The organism is Vagococcus humatus (assembly GCF_003950325.1).
In the GTDB taxonomy this organism is placed as follows: domain Bacteria; phylum Bacillota; class Bacilli; order Lactobacillales; family Vagococcaceae; genus Vagococcus_C; species Vagococcus_C humatus.
Genome location: NZ_PXZH01000005.1, coordinates 83,920 through 102,653 on the forward strand (window position 1 = coordinate 83,920; position 18,734 = coordinate 102,653).

General features: G+C 33.4%; 13 protein-coding genes. All 13 read right to left on the reverse strand.

Annotated elements, in window-relative coordinates; genetic code table 11:
- Positions 1-26: 26 nt before the first annotated feature.
- Positions 27-1,916, reverse strand: a complete 1,890-nt coding sequence (locus tag C7P63_RS08595; RefSeq protein WP_125943748.1) for a beta-N-acetylhexosaminidase — start codon at positions 1,914-1,916, stop codon at positions 27-29.
- Positions 1,917-2,094: 178 nt separating this feature from the next.
- Entirely contained in the window at positions 2,095-3,726 is a 1,632-nt protein-coding gene (locus tag C7P63_RS08600) for a glycoside hydrolase family 13 protein (protein WP_125943749.1), read from the reverse strand.
- A gap of 63 nt (positions 3,727-3,789) precedes the next feature.
- Positions 3,790-6,063: a glycoside hydrolase family 65 protein gene (locus C7P63_RS08605; RefSeq protein ID WP_125943750.1), complete on the reverse strand. Its 2,274-nt coding sequence runs from the start codon at positions 6,061-6,063 to the stop codon at positions 3,790-3,792.
- Between the two features lie 18 nt (positions 6,064-6,081).
- Complete coding sequence (locus C7P63_RS08610) at positions 6,082-6,900, reverse strand: carbohydrate ABC transporter permease (RefSeq protein ID WP_125943751.1); 819 nt, start codon at positions 6,898-6,900, stop codon at positions 6,082-6,084.
- Positions 6,900-7,760 carry a carbohydrate ABC transporter permease gene (locus C7P63_RS08615; protein ID WP_125943752.1) on the reverse strand — a complete coding sequence of 287 codons (861 nt, stop codon included), beginning with the start codon at positions 7,758-7,760 and terminating at the stop codon, positions 6,900-6,902. Before C7P63_RS08615 ends, C7P63_RS08610 begins: the two co-directional genes overlap by 1 nt.
- Positions 7,761-7,828: 68 nt before the next feature.
- Positions 7,829-9,127 carry an ABC transporter substrate-binding protein gene (locus C7P63_RS08620; protein ID WP_125943753.1) on the reverse strand — a complete coding sequence of 433 codons (1,299 nt, stop codon included), beginning with the start codon at positions 9,125-9,127 and terminating at the stop codon, positions 7,829-7,831.
- Positions 9,128-9,203: 76 nt separating this feature from the next.
- A complete protein-coding gene (locus C7P63_RS08625) occupies positions 9,204-11,009 on the reverse strand; it encodes a glycoside hydrolase family 13 protein (RefSeq protein ID WP_125943754.1) in 1,806 nt (601 codons plus the stop codon).
- A gap of 18 nt (positions 11,010-11,027) precedes the next feature.
- Positions 11,028-12,707, reverse strand: coding sequence for an alpha-glucosidase (locus C7P63_RS08630; RefSeq protein WP_125943755.1), 1,680 nt, complete (start codon positions 12,705-12,707; stop codon positions 11,028-11,030).
- A 106-nt stretch (positions 12,708-12,813) separates the two neighbouring features.
- Entirely contained in the window at positions 12,814-13,782 is a 969-nt protein-coding gene (locus C7P63_RS08635) for a LacI family DNA-binding transcriptional regulator (RefSeq protein ID WP_125943756.1), read from the reverse strand.
- 130 nt (positions 13,783-13,912) lie between these two features.
- Positions 13,913-15,019 carry a baeRF6 domain-containing protein gene (locus tag C7P63_RS08640; protein ID WP_125943757.1) on the reverse strand — a complete coding sequence of 369 codons (1,107 nt, stop codon included), beginning with the start codon at positions 15,017-15,019 and terminating at the stop codon, positions 13,913-13,915.
- 258 nt (positions 15,020-15,277) lie between these two features.
- A complete protein-coding gene (locus tag C7P63_RS08645) occupies positions 15,278-16,441 on the reverse strand; it encodes a MalY/PatB family protein (protein WP_125943758.1) in 1,164 nt (387 codons plus the stop codon).
- Positions 16,434-17,183, reverse strand: coding sequence for a MurR/RpiR family transcriptional regulator (locus C7P63_RS08650; RefSeq protein ID WP_125943759.1), 750 nt, complete (start codon positions 17,181-17,183; stop codon positions 16,434-16,436). Before C7P63_RS08650 ends, C7P63_RS08645 begins: the two co-directional genes overlap by 8 nt.
- A gap of 32 nt (positions 17,184-17,215) precedes the next feature.
- The gene (locus C7P63_RS08655; protein ID WP_125943760.1) at positions 17,216-18,508 is read right to left on the reverse strand and encodes a PTS sugar transporter subunit IIC; all 1,293 of its coding nucleotides are present in this window, start codon (positions 18,506-18,508) and stop codon (positions 17,216-17,218) included.
- Positions 18,509-18,734 lie beyond the last annotated feature (226 nt).

The following is an 18,734-nucleotide window of genomic DNA, read 5'->3' on the forward strand; positions in this document are numbered from 1 at the left end:
TACTCACATCTTAATCCCTATTCTAATTAGTTATATCCTGTAAAAGCAATTTGACGATAATCTGGCACATTAATGGATAAAGGTGTGGTCCCTAACATATAAGGAAGCCGCTCTTCTTCTAATTCAGGAATACTGGCTAACTGATTGTCGCTATACCACTGAATAATTTTGTTAGTTTCTTTTAAGCGCCGAATAAGTCCTCCGTATCGATTAGCTAATACTTCCCAGCCAAAAGGTTTGTAAAGAGTGTACCAAATGGTTTGGTGTAAGTCTGCTAACTTTTCCACCTCTTGTTCCAATTCTTCTAATTCTGATATAAAAGAAATAAGACTGTCTCCTTTTTTATAACAAGTTTGCATTCTAACCCCTAGTGTACTTTTACGACTTAACACGCAGCTTAACTGGGCATAGAATTGCTGATTTAATTCAGTCATTCCTGTTAAATTAAGCAAACCACTTCTTAATTCTGTTTCTTTTTCTTGATAATATCTATCTAGCTGATAGCCTAATTTTTCATAACTTGCCACATGATAATCAAACAGTCCTAATAAAGGATCTTGCCACAGTAAATATTTACTTGGATTAGCCATATAATGATTGCCTTCTTCAACACCTGGAACTTCATCCAAATAGCGAATAGATATCATTTCTTTATAAGCACTTGGTTGTAAACAAGTATCTAAACGTTGTTCTACCCAATTTTCTTCTACCTCTGTTTGATACATGTACTCTGCATACCACTGCATGATAGGTAAACTATTCCAATGGTTGTCTTCTTGACCATTATCTCCCCAAGTCGTCGCCATCACTTTTTGTACACCTGATTGTTTACAACTTTCTAAATTAGCTTTTAAAGTCATCAAAGATTTACCATGGTTAGGTGTAAGGTTGCCGTAAATATGAATACCTCCTGCAACCATTAAATCCTTAGCAAACAACTGATGATTGGCAATTCTGGTTTGGTAGTTTTCTACTTGACGTTCACCGTAATCCCAAAAAACATAGGTCAGAGACTTAGGCATTTCTTTAGCCTTCTCTTTTGATAGCTCTGCATTCAGTGAATATAATTCTGGTTGGCTCTTTTCATCTAGTACTCGGTAAATAAAATCACTCCAGATAATAGGATGAAGTTGGTACTTATCCACTATTTCTAACACCTTATCTAAATGAGCTTTGATTAAAGGATAACGACTTTGATACCTATGCTTTTGAAGATAGTTGCCCACTCCTACTCCGTAAGACTCATCCATCCCAATGTGGACTTTTCGGCTAGTAAACAAGCTAGCCATTTGACTAATCATCTGGTCAATGTATTCATACGTCTGTGGTTCTTCAACAAGTAACGTATTAGCATCTTCTTTTATAGGGGCTAGATGTTCCCATTTTAGGGCTTGAGTCAAATGAGCAAGAGTTTGAATACAGGGTACCACTTCAATTCCAAAAGATTGAGCCACTTGATCGATATGTTTTAATTCTTCCTCTTGATACCGGCCACGCATGTAACCAAAATAAGGATCCTCTTTTATCTCATAAGTATCTTCCGTATATAAGTACAAACCAGTGTAACCCATAGCAGCCAGTAATATCACATAATTTTCTACCATGTCGACTTTCATCACAGCATTTCTAGAAGCTTCCAATAAAAAATTTAATTCTTTAAAATGTGCAGTTTCTTCATAGTCATGAATCTGTTGCGGATACAGTTGTTTCAACAAGCTTAGTCCTCTAAAAAAAGTGACCCGAGTAGGATAATAAATAATAGCTTGCTGCTGTTGTTGATCCATCTCTATTCGAAAAGAATCACTTTCTTTTGCCACAATCTGACAAGGAAATAAAGCTGTCTGCCTCTCAAAAAACGTTTTCATTTTTTGAAACGGTTGGTGTAAACTTTGATCTGTTGTTTGTAGTGTCCACATAATTTTATCCTTCTTTTTTATTAATCGTCTTTATGACTAACCATCTTAACGAAAGATAAATAACTTGTCAATCACTCTAAACCAAATAACTTCTGTCCTAGTAGATAATTTCTTATACTTAACCACTCAAATAACCTAGCAATCATCAAGTATCCATGATTGCCAGGTTAAGATTAGACTACTTTAATTCCACTACAAACGTTTCATAAGGTCGTAAAGTTATTCTCTCTAAATCCTCATAAAAAGTCTGATTATAATTATTAATAATTAACCGATGAGGCTGCATTTCTTTTGGAAAAGAGGTACTTACCTGTTGATCAGAAAAATTAGCCACTACTAACCAACGAATACCATCTAGCTCTCTCAGATAGCTAAAAATATCAGGATCATCTTCTAACAATAGCTGATAACTTCCTTTAACTACGATAGGATTATTTTTTCTCAACTGAATCAATCTTTGATAAGTATAAAATAGTGAGTTAGGATCTTTTAACGTATCTGCTACGTTAATTTCTTTATAATTTGAATTTAAAGAAAGCCAAGGTGTTCCTGTTGTAAATCCTCCATGTGTGGTATTGTTCCAAGGAATTGGTCTTCTAGCATTATCACGTCCCTTAACATTTAAAGAAGCCATAATCGTTGATTTATCATAGCCTTGTTGCAGACGTTCATGGTACATATTTAAACTTTCAATGTCTGCCAGTTCAGAAATATCCTTTACAGGTGTATTAATCATACCAATTTCTTCTCCTTGATAAATATACGGCGTTCCTTGCATTAAATGCAGTAAAATAGCAAACATTTTACCACTTTCAACGCGATAGCTTTCATCATTTCCCCAACGTGAAATAATTCTTGGTAGATCATGATTATTCCAAAACAAACTATTCCAACCTTCACCTTTTAATTCTGTTTGCCATTTTGATAACACTTTTTTTAGCTCTAGTAAATTTAAAGGTTTTAAATCCCATTTTTCTTTTCCTGGTTGTTGATCTAACATAATGTGTTCAAACTGAAACACCATAGATAGCTCTTCTCCATTAGGATTTGAATAGAGCTTAGCAATTTCTGGTGTAACTCCCCAAGTTTCGCCTACTGTTAATAAATTCTTACCGCCAAAAGTCGCTTGGTTCATCTCTTTTAGATAAGGATGAAGCATAGGCCCATTACTAATGATTTCTTCATCTGGTACTTTACCAATTAGATCAATCACATCCATTCGGAAACCACCAATTCCTTTATCTATCCAAAAATTCATCATAGTATAAATTTTTTGGCGTAACTCGTGATTCTCCCAATTTAAGTCTGGTTGTTTTTTACTAAACAAATGAAGGTAGTATTGACCGGTTTCTTCAGAATATTCCCAAGCAGAGCCACTAAAATTAGAGCGTAAATCATTAGGCACTTTACCTTCTACTGGATCTCGCCAAATATAATAATCACGGTAAGGATTATCTGTTGATTGTTTAGCTTCAATAAACCAAGCATGTTCATCAGACGTATGGTTCACGACTAAATCCATAATGATGTAGATGCCTCTTTTTTTCCCTTCACGAATTAAACATTCCATATCTTCCATGGTACCAAATTCGGTCATAATAGTTTCGTAATCACTAATATCATAACCATTATCATCATTAGGAGATTGATAAACTGGGCTTAACCAAATAGCATCGACGCCTAATTTTTCTAAATAGTCTAATTTCTCTATAATTCCTTGTAAATCTCCAATCCCATCACCGTTACTATCGTTAAAACTTCTTGGATATATTTGATAAATAACCGCTTCTTGCCACCAATTTTTTTTCATACTTTCTCTCCTTATTTACTCTTAAAAACAAAGCCAATCTATTTTAAGATTGGCTTTGTTCATTTATTTTATAGGTACATGTAGTGCTTCTTTCAATGTATAACTTTCTCCATACACCACTAAGTCTAAAGCCTCACCAGATATCAAGGTAAAGTCTACACTGTCTGATGTTACTTTAACAGAAATTAAGCGGTCTCTATAAGTTAGTTTAAATTGATAAGTTTCCCAATTTTTTGGTAAAAATGGACTAAAGCTTAACTCTCCTGTCAAGGTTCGCATACCTGCAAAACCATGGACAATGGATAACCAACTTCCACTCATTGACGTAATGTGTAAGCCATCCTCAGTGTCATTATTATAGTTATCTAAATCCAAACGAGCAGTTCGTTGATACATTTCAACTGCTTTTTCTTCCATGCCAAGTTCTGCTGCTAAAATACTGTGAATACATGGAGATAAAGATGATTCATGAACAGTCATAGGCTCATAAAATTCAAAGTTACGGCGTTTTTCTTCCTCTGTAAATTCATGATTGAGAAAATAAAGTCCCTGTAAAACATCTGCCTGTTTAATGAAAGGAGAACGTAATACTCGGTCCCAAGACCAATGCTGATTTAAAGGTAATTCATCAGGTGATAATTCACTAACTGGTCTTAAATCTTTATCTAAATAAGTATCATGTTGAACAAAAATACCTAAGTCAGAGTCTTCTGGATAATACATCTTATCCACAATATCTTGCCATAAAGCTTTTTCAGTATGACTTACTGCCAATTCTTCAGACTTTTCAACAGTCACTTTATCTAATTGGCTTAAAGTATAACGTAAAACCCAAGCAGCCATTGTATTAGTATACCAGTTGTTATTCACGTTATTTTCGTACTCATTTGGACCAGTTACTCCATGTAACATATACTTATTTTCCCGTTTAGAAAAATGAACTCGGTCTGCCCAAAATCTTGAGATAGCCACTAAAACATCTATACCCTCAGTTAACAAATATGTGTCATCACCAGTATAAGTAGTATAGTTATAAATTCCGTGAGCAACTGCTGCATTGCGGTGAATTTCTTCAAAGGTTATTTCCCATTCATTGTGACACTCGATACCATTAAAGGTCACCATTGGATAAAGAGCTCCCTTTAATCCTTGTTGTTTAGCATTATGGAAAGCTCCAGGTAATTGTTGATGACGATATTTTAACAGTTGTTTAGTGATGTCTTTACCTGCCACAGATAAATACATTGGAATAATATAGGCTTCTGTGTCCCAATAAGTCGCCCCGCCATATTTTTCACCAGTAAACCCTTTAGGACCAACATTTAGTCTTTCATCTTCGCCGTAATAAGTCGAGAATAATTGGAATAGATTAAAGCGAATACCTTGTTGGGCTTCGTCATCTCCTACTATTTCAATGTCTGCTTGTTGCCAACGAGCTGCCCAAGCAGAGGTTTGCTTAGCTAATAATTCTTCAAAAGAGTTAGCCAAAGCTTTAGCTAACAATTCTTTAGCTTGAAGCACTTGATGTTCTTTTGAAACATCTCGACTAGTTACCACAACCACTGCTTTTTCAAGAAAAACAGATTCTTCTTCTGCTAAACCACATTGGAAAGTTTCAGCTACATATTTTTCTGTTGAAGAAAATGTGCTCTCTGTTTCTTTAGAAAAATGATTGGCCATCATAGCAGTCACTGTAAATTGCTCAATCCCAAAGTCATTAGGTTTGGTAGTCATCATAACATAACTATTCTCTGACGCTTCTTGTTCATCCTTCAACCAGAAAACTTCTTCATAGTTACTATCTTCATTTTTTACATTACCATCTAAATAAGGAATTAATTCTACATCAGCTGATCCTTTAACCATAGTCAATCCGACTTTTATCATAGCTAATTCAGCTTGATCTAAACTAATAAACCGCTGGAAAGACACTAGAACTTCTTTGTCATTTAAAATAGCTCGATACTCCCGTTTTAATAAGCCATTTCTCATATCTAATTCTAAATAGAAATCTTCATAAGGAACTTTGGCTAAATCAATAACAACTCCGTCTACTTTAAGGATTACGCCGATAAAGTTAATTCCGTTAATAACCTTACCAAAATAATCTGGATAACCATTTTTCCACCAACCCACTCTGGTTTTATCTGGATACCATACTCCAGCAAAATAAGTCCCTTGATGAGTATCTCCAGAATAAGTTTCTTCAAAATTACCACGCATACCCATATAGCCATTGCCAAGTGAGGTAATACTTTCTTGAAGTCGTTTATTTTGTGGATCAAATTTAGACGTTTTTATTTTCCAAGGATCAATTTCAAATAATCGTTTAAACATAGTGTAAACCTCCGTTAACTATTTCACTGCCCCATCTGCAACACCGGCAATGATTTGTTTTTGCATAATGAAGTAGAAAATAATGACAGGAATAATCGCAATCACTAAACCTGCTAAAGCTAAGTGCCACTGTTTCGTATACTCTCCAAAGAAAAAGAACATTTTAAGAGGAATCGTTTGTGTACCTTCTTTATTGATAACTAAAGAAGGTAATAGATAGTCATTCCAAATCCACATAGTATTTAGTAAAGCAACAGTCACTGTAGTCGGTTTTAACATTGGAAAAATCACATATCTAAAAATTTCAAACCGAGAAGCTCCGTCGATAATCGCTGCTTCATCTAATGCACGAGGAATAGCTTTCATTGCTCCGTGGTATAAGAAAATAGACATACTTGAGCCAAATCCTACATACATAAAGATTAGCCCTGCCATATTTAGTTGATCAATTTTACCAAAAATAGTCACTAAAGGAATCATAACAGCTTGGAAAGGAATCAACATTGCTGCAACGAACATCATAAACACAACATTGCTAAATTTACTTTTCACTCGTTGTAAAGCATAGGCTGCTAAAGAAGATAAAGCCACAATCAGAATGACACTAATCACAGTAATAATTAATGAATTAAGCAGTGTCTTAGTAAAGTCTAAATCAGCAAAAGCTTGGGGATAGTTGTCAAAAGTCAAATCTTTAGGCAATCCCAAAGTATTATTAAAAATTTCTTTTTTCGTTTTAAGTGAATTACTAATCATTAAGTAAAATGGAAATAACCAAATAATAGCTAATACATATCCTAAAAAACTAATCACTGTTTTTTTCCGTTTGCTCTCCATTAAACTTCAACCTCCTTCTTCTTCGTCATATAAACTTGGGTTAAGGAAATCACTGCGACAATTATAAAGAAGATAACAGCTTTAGCTTGAGCATAACCCATTTTATTTTGTGAAAAAGCTGTGTTAAAAATATTCATAGCAACCATTTGAGTCGAGTTATAAGGACCTCCACCAGTCAAGGACAAGTTTTGATCATATAATTTAAAACAGTTAGACAAAGTCATAAATAGACTGACTGTAAATCCTGGCATAATCATTGGAAATTTAATCTTCCAAAATTGTTGCCAATCATTAGCTCCGTCTAAACTAGCTGCTTCTAATAAAGACACATCTACACTTTGTAAGTAAGAAATATAAATAACCATAATGTATCCTGACATTTGCCAACACATAACAATGACTAATGCCCAAAAGCCAGTTTGCGTTGTGGATAACCAGGTTTGTAAAGACTCAATCCCTACTAAATTACCGAAACTTGCAAAAGCTTTAATAAAAACGAATTGCCAAATAAATCCTAAAATAAGTCCACCAATTAAGTTCGGCATGAAAAAAATAGTCCGTAATAAACTAGTTCCTTTAAATTTTTGTGTCACTAATAAAGCTAAACCTAAACCAATCACATTAATTAAAATAATAGACACGACTGAAAATTTTGTGGTAAACCATAAAGCTTGTCTAAAACCTGGATCTTTAAATACATTTAAGTAGTTTTGAAACCCTACAAATCCATTAACTGTTACTCCATCCCAGTCTGTAAATGAATAATAAACACCAAATAATAAAGGCAATATTACTACACAAAATAGAGCAATTAAGACTGGAGCGGAAAACACATATAACCAGCTCTTTTTGTTTGTCATACTAATCTTCCTCCTTTTGAAAAAAGGACAGAGAAACGTAGATGTCCCTCTATCCTTCCCCCATTAACTTATTGTCTTGACGTTTTCCATTGTTCTTGTGCTTCTTTCACTACTTCATCCCATGAAGCATTGTCGCTCACATATTTTTGAATACCTGCTCCTAAAACATTCATACCCCAATCAGTTGGGTAACCCATAAACACCCAACCTGTTGCATTGCCGTCTTTAGAGTATTCGTACACTTGTTTAGATAATGGATCAGCAATCTTATCTGTGTCATAACCAGAGTAAGCTGGAATAAATTTAAATTCTTCTAAAACTGCTTCTTTACCTTCATCAGATGTATATAACCAGTCCATAAATTTACGTGCTTCTTTTTGAACTTTTTCATCTTTGTTTTTATTGACTGCCCAGTAGTTTGGCACGCCAACTGGAATTTTGTTTTCTGAAACACCATTAACAGGAACTGGTAAAATACCTACATTTTCTTCAGCAAACTCTTCATCAATTTCTTCAATTGTGCCATATACCCAGTTACCTTGTTGAGTCATAGCTACTTTTCCATTAGAGAATAATTCTTCCATTTGTTTAGAGTAGTCTAAACTAGTCGTTGGTTGAACTGAATATTCTTGTTGAACATCGATATATTCTTTAAATTCTTTACCGTATTTAAAGCTAACTTCTTTCGCTTCGTAAGTTTTGTTTACATCATTATCAAATTCAGGTGCAATAAACAAGTTAGAAGAATGTAACCCTGTTACCCAAGTTTCTTTAGCAGGTAGAGCAAAAACAGCTTCTAAACCTAACTCTTTTTTCTTTTTATCTAGAGTTTCAGCAGCGGCTCTTAGATCTTCCTGTGTTTTAATGTCTTCAACTTTAATCCCTGCTTCTTTAAAGACTTTTTTATTATAAAGTAAACCATAACCTTCCATGTTATAAGGAAGTCCTAGGACTTTATCATCTTTTTTAACTCCATTTAAAGTACCTTCTAAAGCATTTTCAGCTGCTTTAGTATCACTCACATCTGCCAAGTATTTCTTCCAAGTTTTTAAATCTTCTGGACCACCAATATTAAAAATAGCTGGCTCTTCTCCAGAAGCAAATTTTGTTTTAAGGGCAGCACCGTAGTCATCCCCGCCACCTACTGTTGAAATGTTGATTTTAACACCTGGATGCTCTTCTTCATAATCTTTTGCGACTTGCTTAAATTGATCATTAAATTCTACTTTAAATTGAAAAATATCCACAGTCGTTGTTTTTTTACCATCTGCTTGTTTATCTGTACCACTGTTACCACAAGCTGCTAGAGATAATGTTAAACCTGCGACAAACAAACCTAAGCCAATCTTTTTAAAACTCGTTTTCATTGTTTTGTCCCCCTAAATTGGTTTTATTTAATTCGTTATGTTCATTATCCGATGTTCACTGTAACATTGCAAGCGCTTAACCATTGTTACCGCTAACAGTTTTTCCTTCGTCTAACCATATAACAAAGCCTTTTGGTTGAATTGTTAGTCCAGTTGCTTCTATTAATGTTTTAAACTCCCATAACTGTTGAGTTAATTCTTCAGAATTAGGTAAAAAGTATTCGTGACTACTTATATTAAAATAAGCAACCAAGCGTTTTTCTTGCCACACTCTCTCTAATATCACTAATTGGGGATTATCCTTTGAAGCTTGTAACTGAATGCTCCCTTGACTTAATAAGTCAGCGTAAGTTTTTCTCAAGTCAATTAACTGTTGCATAAACGAGAATAGCTCTAAATCTTGCGCTTTCTCTTCCCATATCATGCATTTTCTACAATCTGGATCCCCGTGTCCTGTTAAACCTATTTCAGTTCCGTAATAAATACAAGGAGCTCCTGGTTGCATAAACATAAAAGTTAAGACTTGTTTAGCTAAATCTTTATCTTCATTACAAATAGTTAACAATCTAGGGGTGTCATGACTGTCCAATAAATTAAACATCACTTCATTGGTTTGTTTTCTATAAAGCATTAACTGCTCGTAGATACTATCTATCATTTTTTCAACAGATATTTTTTGATAGATGAAACAATCCTGAATCGCTTTAGTATAGGCATAATTCATGACAGCATGAAACTCGTCCCCATTTAACCAATTTTGAGAAGAATGCCAAATTTCTCCTAATAAATAAATATCTGGTTTTAATTCAGTGGTCGCTTGATAAAACTTTTTCCAAAATTGATGATCGACTTCATTAGCTACATCTAAACGCCAACCATCAATATCAAACTCCTGAATCCAATAAGTCCCAATGTCTAAGAGATACTTAGCTACTTCAGGGTTACCAGTATTTAATTTAGGCATATTAGGAACAAATGAAAAAGTATCATAAGCAATGGTTGTTGAGCCTTCATAATTATTTACCTTGTCGGTTTCAACTGGCCATTGATGAATATAAAACCAGTCGTAATACTTAGACTCTTTCCCAAAAGCTAACACATCTTGCCACTGAGGTGAGTCGTAACCAATATGGTTAAAAACTGCATCCAACATCACTCTCATACCTCTTTGATGAGCTTCATCTATTAATTGTTTAAATAGTTTTTTATCTCCAAAAGCTGAATCGATTTGATAATAATCGGTAGTATCGTACTTGTGATTAGATTTTGCTTCAAACACTGGACACAGGTATAACCCATTCACTCCAAGATGCTCTAGATAATCTAAATGATCAATGATTCCTTTTAAATCTCCACCGTAAAAATCTGCTACTTCTGGATGCTGTTTACTGCCCCAAGGTAAAGTATTAACAGGATCATTTTCTTTATCCCCATTAGCAAATCGCTCTGGAAAGATTTGATACCAAACTGTTTTCTTGACCCAATCTGGTGTTTTGACTCTATCTTCTTCTTGAAAATAAGGCATTCTAAAATAAGTGGCTGAGTCTTTTCTTGTTTCATTAGGTGTTAGAAAAATACCTTGATCTCCGTAAAAGACTTCCTCTCCGTCGACTCCTTTCAGATAAAAAGCATAGGCTAAACGTCGGTGAGGAGCTGTTACTTCGATTTCCCAATAATCATATAAACTTGTGTGAGCTACTGGTTTCATTGGCGTCTGCTGATTATACCAATGATCTACCTCAAATAAATAAGGATCTCCGTGAATTAGTTGAACAGAGGCTACATCAGCCGCTTTTGTTCTAAGACGCAGATGCATCAAATCTTTTTCATATAAATAAGCAAACTCACTCTCTGGTCGATGATAAATCCCTGCTTTTTCCAATTATCTCTCTCCTTTAACTCATTCTTTTAAATAAATCATAGCTCCGTATGGTGGCACTAAATACTTAGAAGCTATCATCTCTTTTGGATAATTAGTCAATTCTAAAGACATATTACCTAACTTGTGTTGAATACTCTCTGGTAGTAACTGCTGCTGTTCTGTAAGATTACAAATAACAACTGCTTGTTTATTTTCTAACTCTCGTCTATAAATATACCAATCATCTGACGTAGGGATTAAATGATATCTTCCTTGGCTAAACAGTGCTGTCTTCTTTAATTGAAGAAGACGCTGATAGTAGGCTAAAATACTAGCACTTTCTTGCTGATCTACCACATTATAAATAGTTTCCTGATTAACTCCTAACCAAGGAGCTACCTCTGAAAATCCAGCATACTTTGAAGAGTCCCACTGCATACTTCCTCGGCTAGCTTCTCTACTTTTATGACTGACTAATCTTAACGCTGTTTCTTTTGAATAACCATGAGCTACTAACTGGTCAAAGAGCTGTCTGACTTGTTGATCTTTTGTGTCTGTAATCTGGGTTAACATTAAGTTTTTCATGCCAATTTCTTCCCCGTAATAAATAACAGGGATACCTTTTTGTAAATACATTAACGTGGCTAAACAAGTGCTAGACTCTTGTCTATACTCCTCTACTTGACCAAACCTAGAAACCAATCGTTCCATATCATGATTATTCCAATAAAGAGTGGGATAAATATCTGGTCCTAACTGTTGCCACTGTTCCATCTCTTGTTTAAACGCTGACACATCTAATTTTTTAGGTGTAAGTTCTTCTGGTAACTCCTCTTTAATTTTTTGGGGCTTTTCTTTAAAGTATCTAAAACTGACAATGGAGTCACAACTTGGCCGATTAGGATCCATATAGGTTTTACCTAAGTCAGCTGTGGCAGAAGCTGCTTCTCCTAAAATAAACACATCTGGCTTAATCTTTTTCCATTTTGTTATTAATTCTTCTAAATAAACAAACACCTCTGGACGATGAGCATAGAATTCTTCCTTTACCGCAACCTCTCCAGTTAAAAGTCCGGGAATTTGTTTAGAAAAATCTGCTTTTCCCATATGTATAAAAGCATCTAGCCGAAAACCATCTATGCCTTTTTTTAGCCAAAAACAACTTAACTCTAACATGGCTTGTCTTACTTTAGGATTTTCCCAATTTAAATCTGGCATCTCTTTTGCAAATAAATGAAAATAATAATCTCCAGTCTTAGGTTCTTTTTCCCAAACAGAACCACCAAAAAAAGAGCCCCAATTATTAGGTAGTATTTCTTCCCTATCCTTATGACTTGTTTCCCATAAATAAAAATCTCGATAAGGATTATCTCTACCTTTTAGTGCTTCTTGAAACCAAGGATGTTGATCTGAGGTATGATTTAACACCAAATCAAAAATAAGTTTCATCCCTCGTTGATGGACTTCCTTGATTAAGTGTTCCACATCTTCCATACTGCCAAAAATAGGATCTATTTGATAATAATCTGAAATGTCGTAGCCATTATCTACTTGCGGCGAAAGAAAAATAGGATTTAGCCAGATAATATCTACTCCCAAGTTTTTTAAATAATCTAAGCGACGAATAATTCCAGGAATGTCACCGACACCATCTTGATTACTATCTTGGAAACTTTTAGGATATATTTGATAAATTACCTTATTTTGCCATTTACTCATCTGTCGCCCTCCAACTATTTTATCTATTCAATGTAAGCTTACAAAATGTTACAAGCGGTTTCAATCTCAATTACTCTGTTACCGATAACATAAAGAAAGTGAGGCATTAAATCAATGCCTCACTTTCTTTATCTGTACTACCTCGAATAATTAGCTCTGGATCAAATAGTCTAATACCTTGAGGAGCCCCTTTTTGTTCTATTTTATTAAGTAACATTTTAGCACAAGCTTCTCCCATTTCGATAACTGGTTGTTTGACTGTACTTAAACGTGGAAAGGCAATTTGATCTAAAAAAACACCGTCAAAACCAATTACTCCATAGTCGTCAGGAATATTGGCTTTTTTCCTAAGTAAACCTCTTTCCACGCCAATCCCTAATCGGTCAGTACTGCAAACAAATCCTGTCTTTTTAGGAAAATCTTGGAAATTTTCTGCTATAAATTGACTAGCATAACGTGATCTATTTTCAAACCGATGAATAATCGGCACTCGGCCATGTTTTTGCATGGTATTGATATACCCTACTTCTCTTGCATATTCAAAAGGTTCATTCACATCAATACCAATAAAATGAATGTGCTCATAACCTTGTTTTATCATATGTTCTGTTGATAAACTAGTTCCTTTAACATTATTTGTATCGACATGATCATAGCCATAACGGTTTTCACCAAACAAAACGACTGGTTTTTCAATACGACCAATCCATTCATAATCTTGATCTCTCATCCCTGTTATAATGTAGCCGTCGCTAATCCCCATATCGAAACTATTTTCTGTCACAAGTTGTAAAGAATATTGATGCTTGTCTAATTCTTTTGAAATCCCCATTAACAAATTCATGTAATAAGGTTCTGTTGTGTCCATTTCCTCTAAAATAAATAACTTGACTACTTGAGTTCGATTATTAGCTAATGCTTTTGCAGCTACATTAGGTTTGTAATTTAATTCTTTCATAGCTTTAAAGACTAATTCTTTCAACTCATCTGTCACCTGTTCTGGATGATTGATCACTCTTGACACTGTCATTTTTGATACATTTGCTTTCTTAGCCACATCAGATAAAGTAACCATTGCCTTCTTCCTTTACTATAAAGTTAATATATTTATTATAGCTTACTTTTGAAGAATAGATAAGTTACAAAAATTCCACAAAAAAGACCAGCAACTTAATTGCTAGTCTTAACTATCTATTGGCATAAGTTTAATATCTTAATAGCCCAACAAATTTAGCTTTTTCAGGCATAACATTGTCAGGTAAAATATATACATCTCCACCATTTTTAATAGATTGGTAAGCCATTCTATTATAGTCAGTAATGTGGGCTTCTTGATAAACTTCATCTAAAGAGAACCATAACTGCTTAATTCTTCCTTCTTGAGAAGCAAATTGAATATCATCATAAAAATGAGTTGATTTTTCTTCTGAATACATTTTATCATAGTCTTTTTTCAATTCTTTTACCATCATCTCACGCCAAACAGGGTAAAATTCATGAATTTTCTCCACAATTTTTTTAGTCTCTAATTCAGAAGCTGAAGCATTAATGTATAAGTCTTTTTCTAAGTAAGGATTTCGTGACAACTTAATAAAATGACCTCGATTTTCTGTTAAACTAAATAAAACAAGTGGTCTAGTATACTCTTTTGAATAATATTCAGTGATATAGCGGTCAACTAATTGGAAATAATTTTTTAAATCTTTATCCATTTCTTCATTTTTAGAGGTACTTCCGTGGAAAATAACAGAACCTGCTCCAGAGCCACGAGATGAGAAGTTTAATTCTCCACCTGTTAACTGATTACCTAATGCCTCTTGTAACGTTCTAGGCGCATCTTCTGGTAAAATTTCCTCTTCAATTTCTTGGTGGTTAACATCAAAAAAGCGAATAGATTGTTGATTTAAACATAAAACATGGTAGTGAGAGAATAACTGCTCATGCTCCACCATTGGTAAAATATACGGTAAGCGGTCAACTACTACACGTTTTTGTAACTCAAAAGGGAAATGATAAGTATACAGTTCTTCTTGATTGGCAATCACAATCACTCCGCGGTAATTTTGTTGCCAAAAACGATTATCTTGATACAACCGATCTAATTGAGTTTCAATCGAATCCCAACTTGCTGCTGGATAGTTTTCACGAGTTTTCTTCTCAGCTTCTTTAATAAAATTTTTAAAAACCAATCGACTTTTTTCAATGCCTTTTAAATCTGTCTGAACATTTAGTGCAATCGAAACAATTGGTTGATCACTAACCATTTCTTGTAGCGGCGTTAAAATATTACGTTGATCCATTGTAAACTTCATAAGTATCCCTCTACTTTCTTTTAATTTAAAAATTATTTAATAATCCTTAAAAAAACAAATAACGATATAAATAAGTTGTTTGAAAGATAAATCAAATCACTCTTATTAAATAATCTTCCTTATACTAAATGTACCATAAATATAAAACGGTTTCAAAAAATAACCTGTTTATATTTATAAAAAATCAAGAATTATAACTCGCATAAAAAATTCATCTCTTTTAACTTCCTTCTAAAAAAGTTAAAAGAGATGAATATATCAATAATTATTTAAAAAATTAGCAGTAATTGATAAAGCTTCCTCTAATAATTGAGGATCTGTCGCTACGTTTATCCTTATAAATTGATCATAATTATTTTTAAACCGACTACCTTTTTCTAAAAGAACACCAGTTTTTTTTGCCAAATCATCAACAAATAGTTCTGAATTAATTTCTTCTGAAAGTTTAACCCAAACCAAATATCCGTAATCCGGTAATATAACTTGACACATGGGTAACTCACCTAAAATAGATTGAAGTAAGCTTATATTTTCTTTTATTTGCTCATTTAAGATTTCTAACCAATTCCGACCAGATTGATAACATAAAGTGGTCATCTCAATCCCCATACGATTCACTTCTATATGCAATTGACTAAAAAAATCTTTGACTTGCTCTTGGATTCTTATATGTTTAGTCAATATGTATGAAGTTGTTAAACCGGATAAATTAAACGTCTTGTTTGCTGATGTGCAAACTGCTACCTTATCTTCTTCATTCGCTAAGTCTATCATTGAAATAAATCTATTTTGTCCAACATATAAATCCCCATGTATCTCATCTGAAAAAAGATATAAATCATATTTTCTGACTAAACACATTAACTTTTCTAACTCTTTACGACTCCACGCTTGGCCACTAGGATTATGTGGGTTACAAAACAAAATAGTTGTTATATTGTCTAAAACAATTGACTGTTCCAGTTTGTCCCAATCTATCCAATAACGTAAATTTTCTCCTAAATTCATAAAACAACTCACAGGATTTCCTAATTTTGCACAATTAGAAAATGGCCCATAGACAGGACTAAAATAAAGAACTCCTTGATTTTTACTAAATATATTTGTCAAAAAATGCATGCTTGTTACTGTTCCAACACTTGGTACAATCCATTCTTTCTCTAACTTTAACTGATGGATATCTTCATACCAATTAACAACAGCATCATAAAAATTTTTTTGAACATGAAAATAGCCAAAATCAGGCGAATTACAGTATTCTATATACTTGTCTAACAAAGTTGGTTCCCATTGATAATCCATATCTGCTATAAATAATGGGTAAACTTTGGTTTGCTTAGTTCCAAAACGGGGTTGTATATATTCTAAATCCCACTTCATTGATCCATTATTTTTTCGATTTAATTGTTTCAACTTACTCATTGTTTGTCCTTTCTCTAGAAAAAATATGATTTGCTAGACAATCTAAAGCTACATGATAATTAATTCTTGTATCAATATTAATATCAGAATCTTGACTTTTAGGAATCAAAATAGTTTTAGTAGCTAAAGAAGACAAAGGCGAAGCTGTATTTTCGGTAATTAACAGTGAAAATACTTGTTTTGCATTTACATCTAACATAGCTTCCACTAATTCAGGTGGATTTCCAGACCTAGAGAGAACAATAATAAATTCATCTCCTTGTAAATACCTACTAGATACTCTCATATAACGTGAATCATCATATTGCTCAACATGAAACCCTGCTAAAGCAAACTTAATTTGAAACATTTTAGCTATATATGCATTCATTCCCATACTATAGAAAATAACTCTACTAGCTTGATTAATTTTATCTATCAACTCATCATTAATAGTACTTTCAATTTGATGATAAGTATAATAAATTCCATTAATATATTCAGAATTTGTTATTTCGTAATTATCATCAAAATAATCTTTAGAGAAATAACTCTCTTTAAAAATAGTAAAACTACTAAAACCTAATTTTTTGACCATTCTATGAAGCGTCGTACTACTAATATTCAATTGTTCTGCTATTTGAGTAATAGTAAAGTGATGATAATTTAACTCATCCCGATAAGTAAATAATTTTTGTAATGCTTCTTGTTCACTTCTAGTTAAATACTTTGCATTTTCTGAAATCATTTTACTAAAATTCATATTACCATTCCTTTCAGTAAAGTATGTTTCTACTACTCAATTATTTCTTCTGCCATATATTGTTTTTCTAAAGCCTTAACAAACGGATAATAGACAAGTGTACTTGCAGCTGCTGCAACTAACTGAGTAGCTACACCTTGCCACCCAGCCACTAAAAATCCTGAAAAAACAAAAGGAGTAGCCCACGGTGCTTGAATATTAGTAAAAAGATCCATAAATCCAATTTTCATAGATAAGTATGAAATAGTAGTAGATACAAGTGGTGCTAAAGTAACAGGAATAAGCATCATTGGATTAAAAATAATAGGTAACCCAAAAACTAATGGCTCATTAATATTAAATAAAGCTGGAACTGTAACTAATTTCGACATAGTTTTCATACGAGAAGACTTAGCTACTAATAACATAGATATAACTAATCCTATTGTACAACCTGCTCCACCTATTGTTGCAAATTGATCAATCATTTGAATAGTCCCAATTTTTCCTGTTTCCATACTCAATTTTCCAGCATCAAATAACTCTTGGTTGTAGGCCGCATTTGCGTATAACAACGGATTAACAATAGAATTAATAACAGTAGGATGTATACCAAACCACCAGAACAAGCCATTCAAGCCTGAAACAATCACAATAGCCCAGACAGATCCAGTTAGCCCTTGTAATGGTATTTGTATCACTGAATACATTAATTCAGGCAGTGAACCAGAAAAATGAGAAGATAGTCCATTAATGATTAACATCACTGTGACAACTACTACCCCTGGGATCAAAGCACTAAAAGATTTACTAACCATTTCTGGTACACTTTCAGGCATTTTGATAGTTAAATTTTTTTCTACACAAAAACGAATTAATTCTACACTAATGATTGCCACAAAAATTGCTGTAATAACTCCTTGGGTTCCTAACCATGTAAAAGAAAGAACCCGTTCAACAACCTCTCCAGATTCTGTTACTACACTTTTAGGCATGACTACTACATAAGCTACTAATGTTAGTACCATGCTTGATAGTTTATCCAATTTATATTGTTCTGCTAACTTATACGCCATCGTCCCCACAAACATAAATCCCATCATGTTAAAGGTCGCTCTATAAGCTGGTGAGATATAACTAGCCCAATTTTCACCAAAAAGTTTTGTCATAAATTCTGCATAACCTGGAACTGGAAAATCTGTGATTAACATAAAGATTGAACCGATAATTGTTAAAGGCATAATTGCAAAAAAACCATTTCTTAATGCTTGAAAATATGTGTGATTTGTTATTTTGGAAACTTTCGGAACCACTTTCTCCTCAATAACTTGTGAAAATTTATCCATTTTTCTCCTCCTAAATTGAAATCGTTTTATTTATGTCTCTATATTAGCATGACAGAAAATCATGTAAATTACTAAATCTGGAATTTTTTCCATAAATCTCTATCTAATTTGTAAAATATTCCACTCTTCTCTTTATAATAAATACTTATAACAATCACTTTCTTAACAAAATAAACATCCTAAGAAAGCGAATATTGAAATTTTGCTTTCTTAGGATGACTTCTCT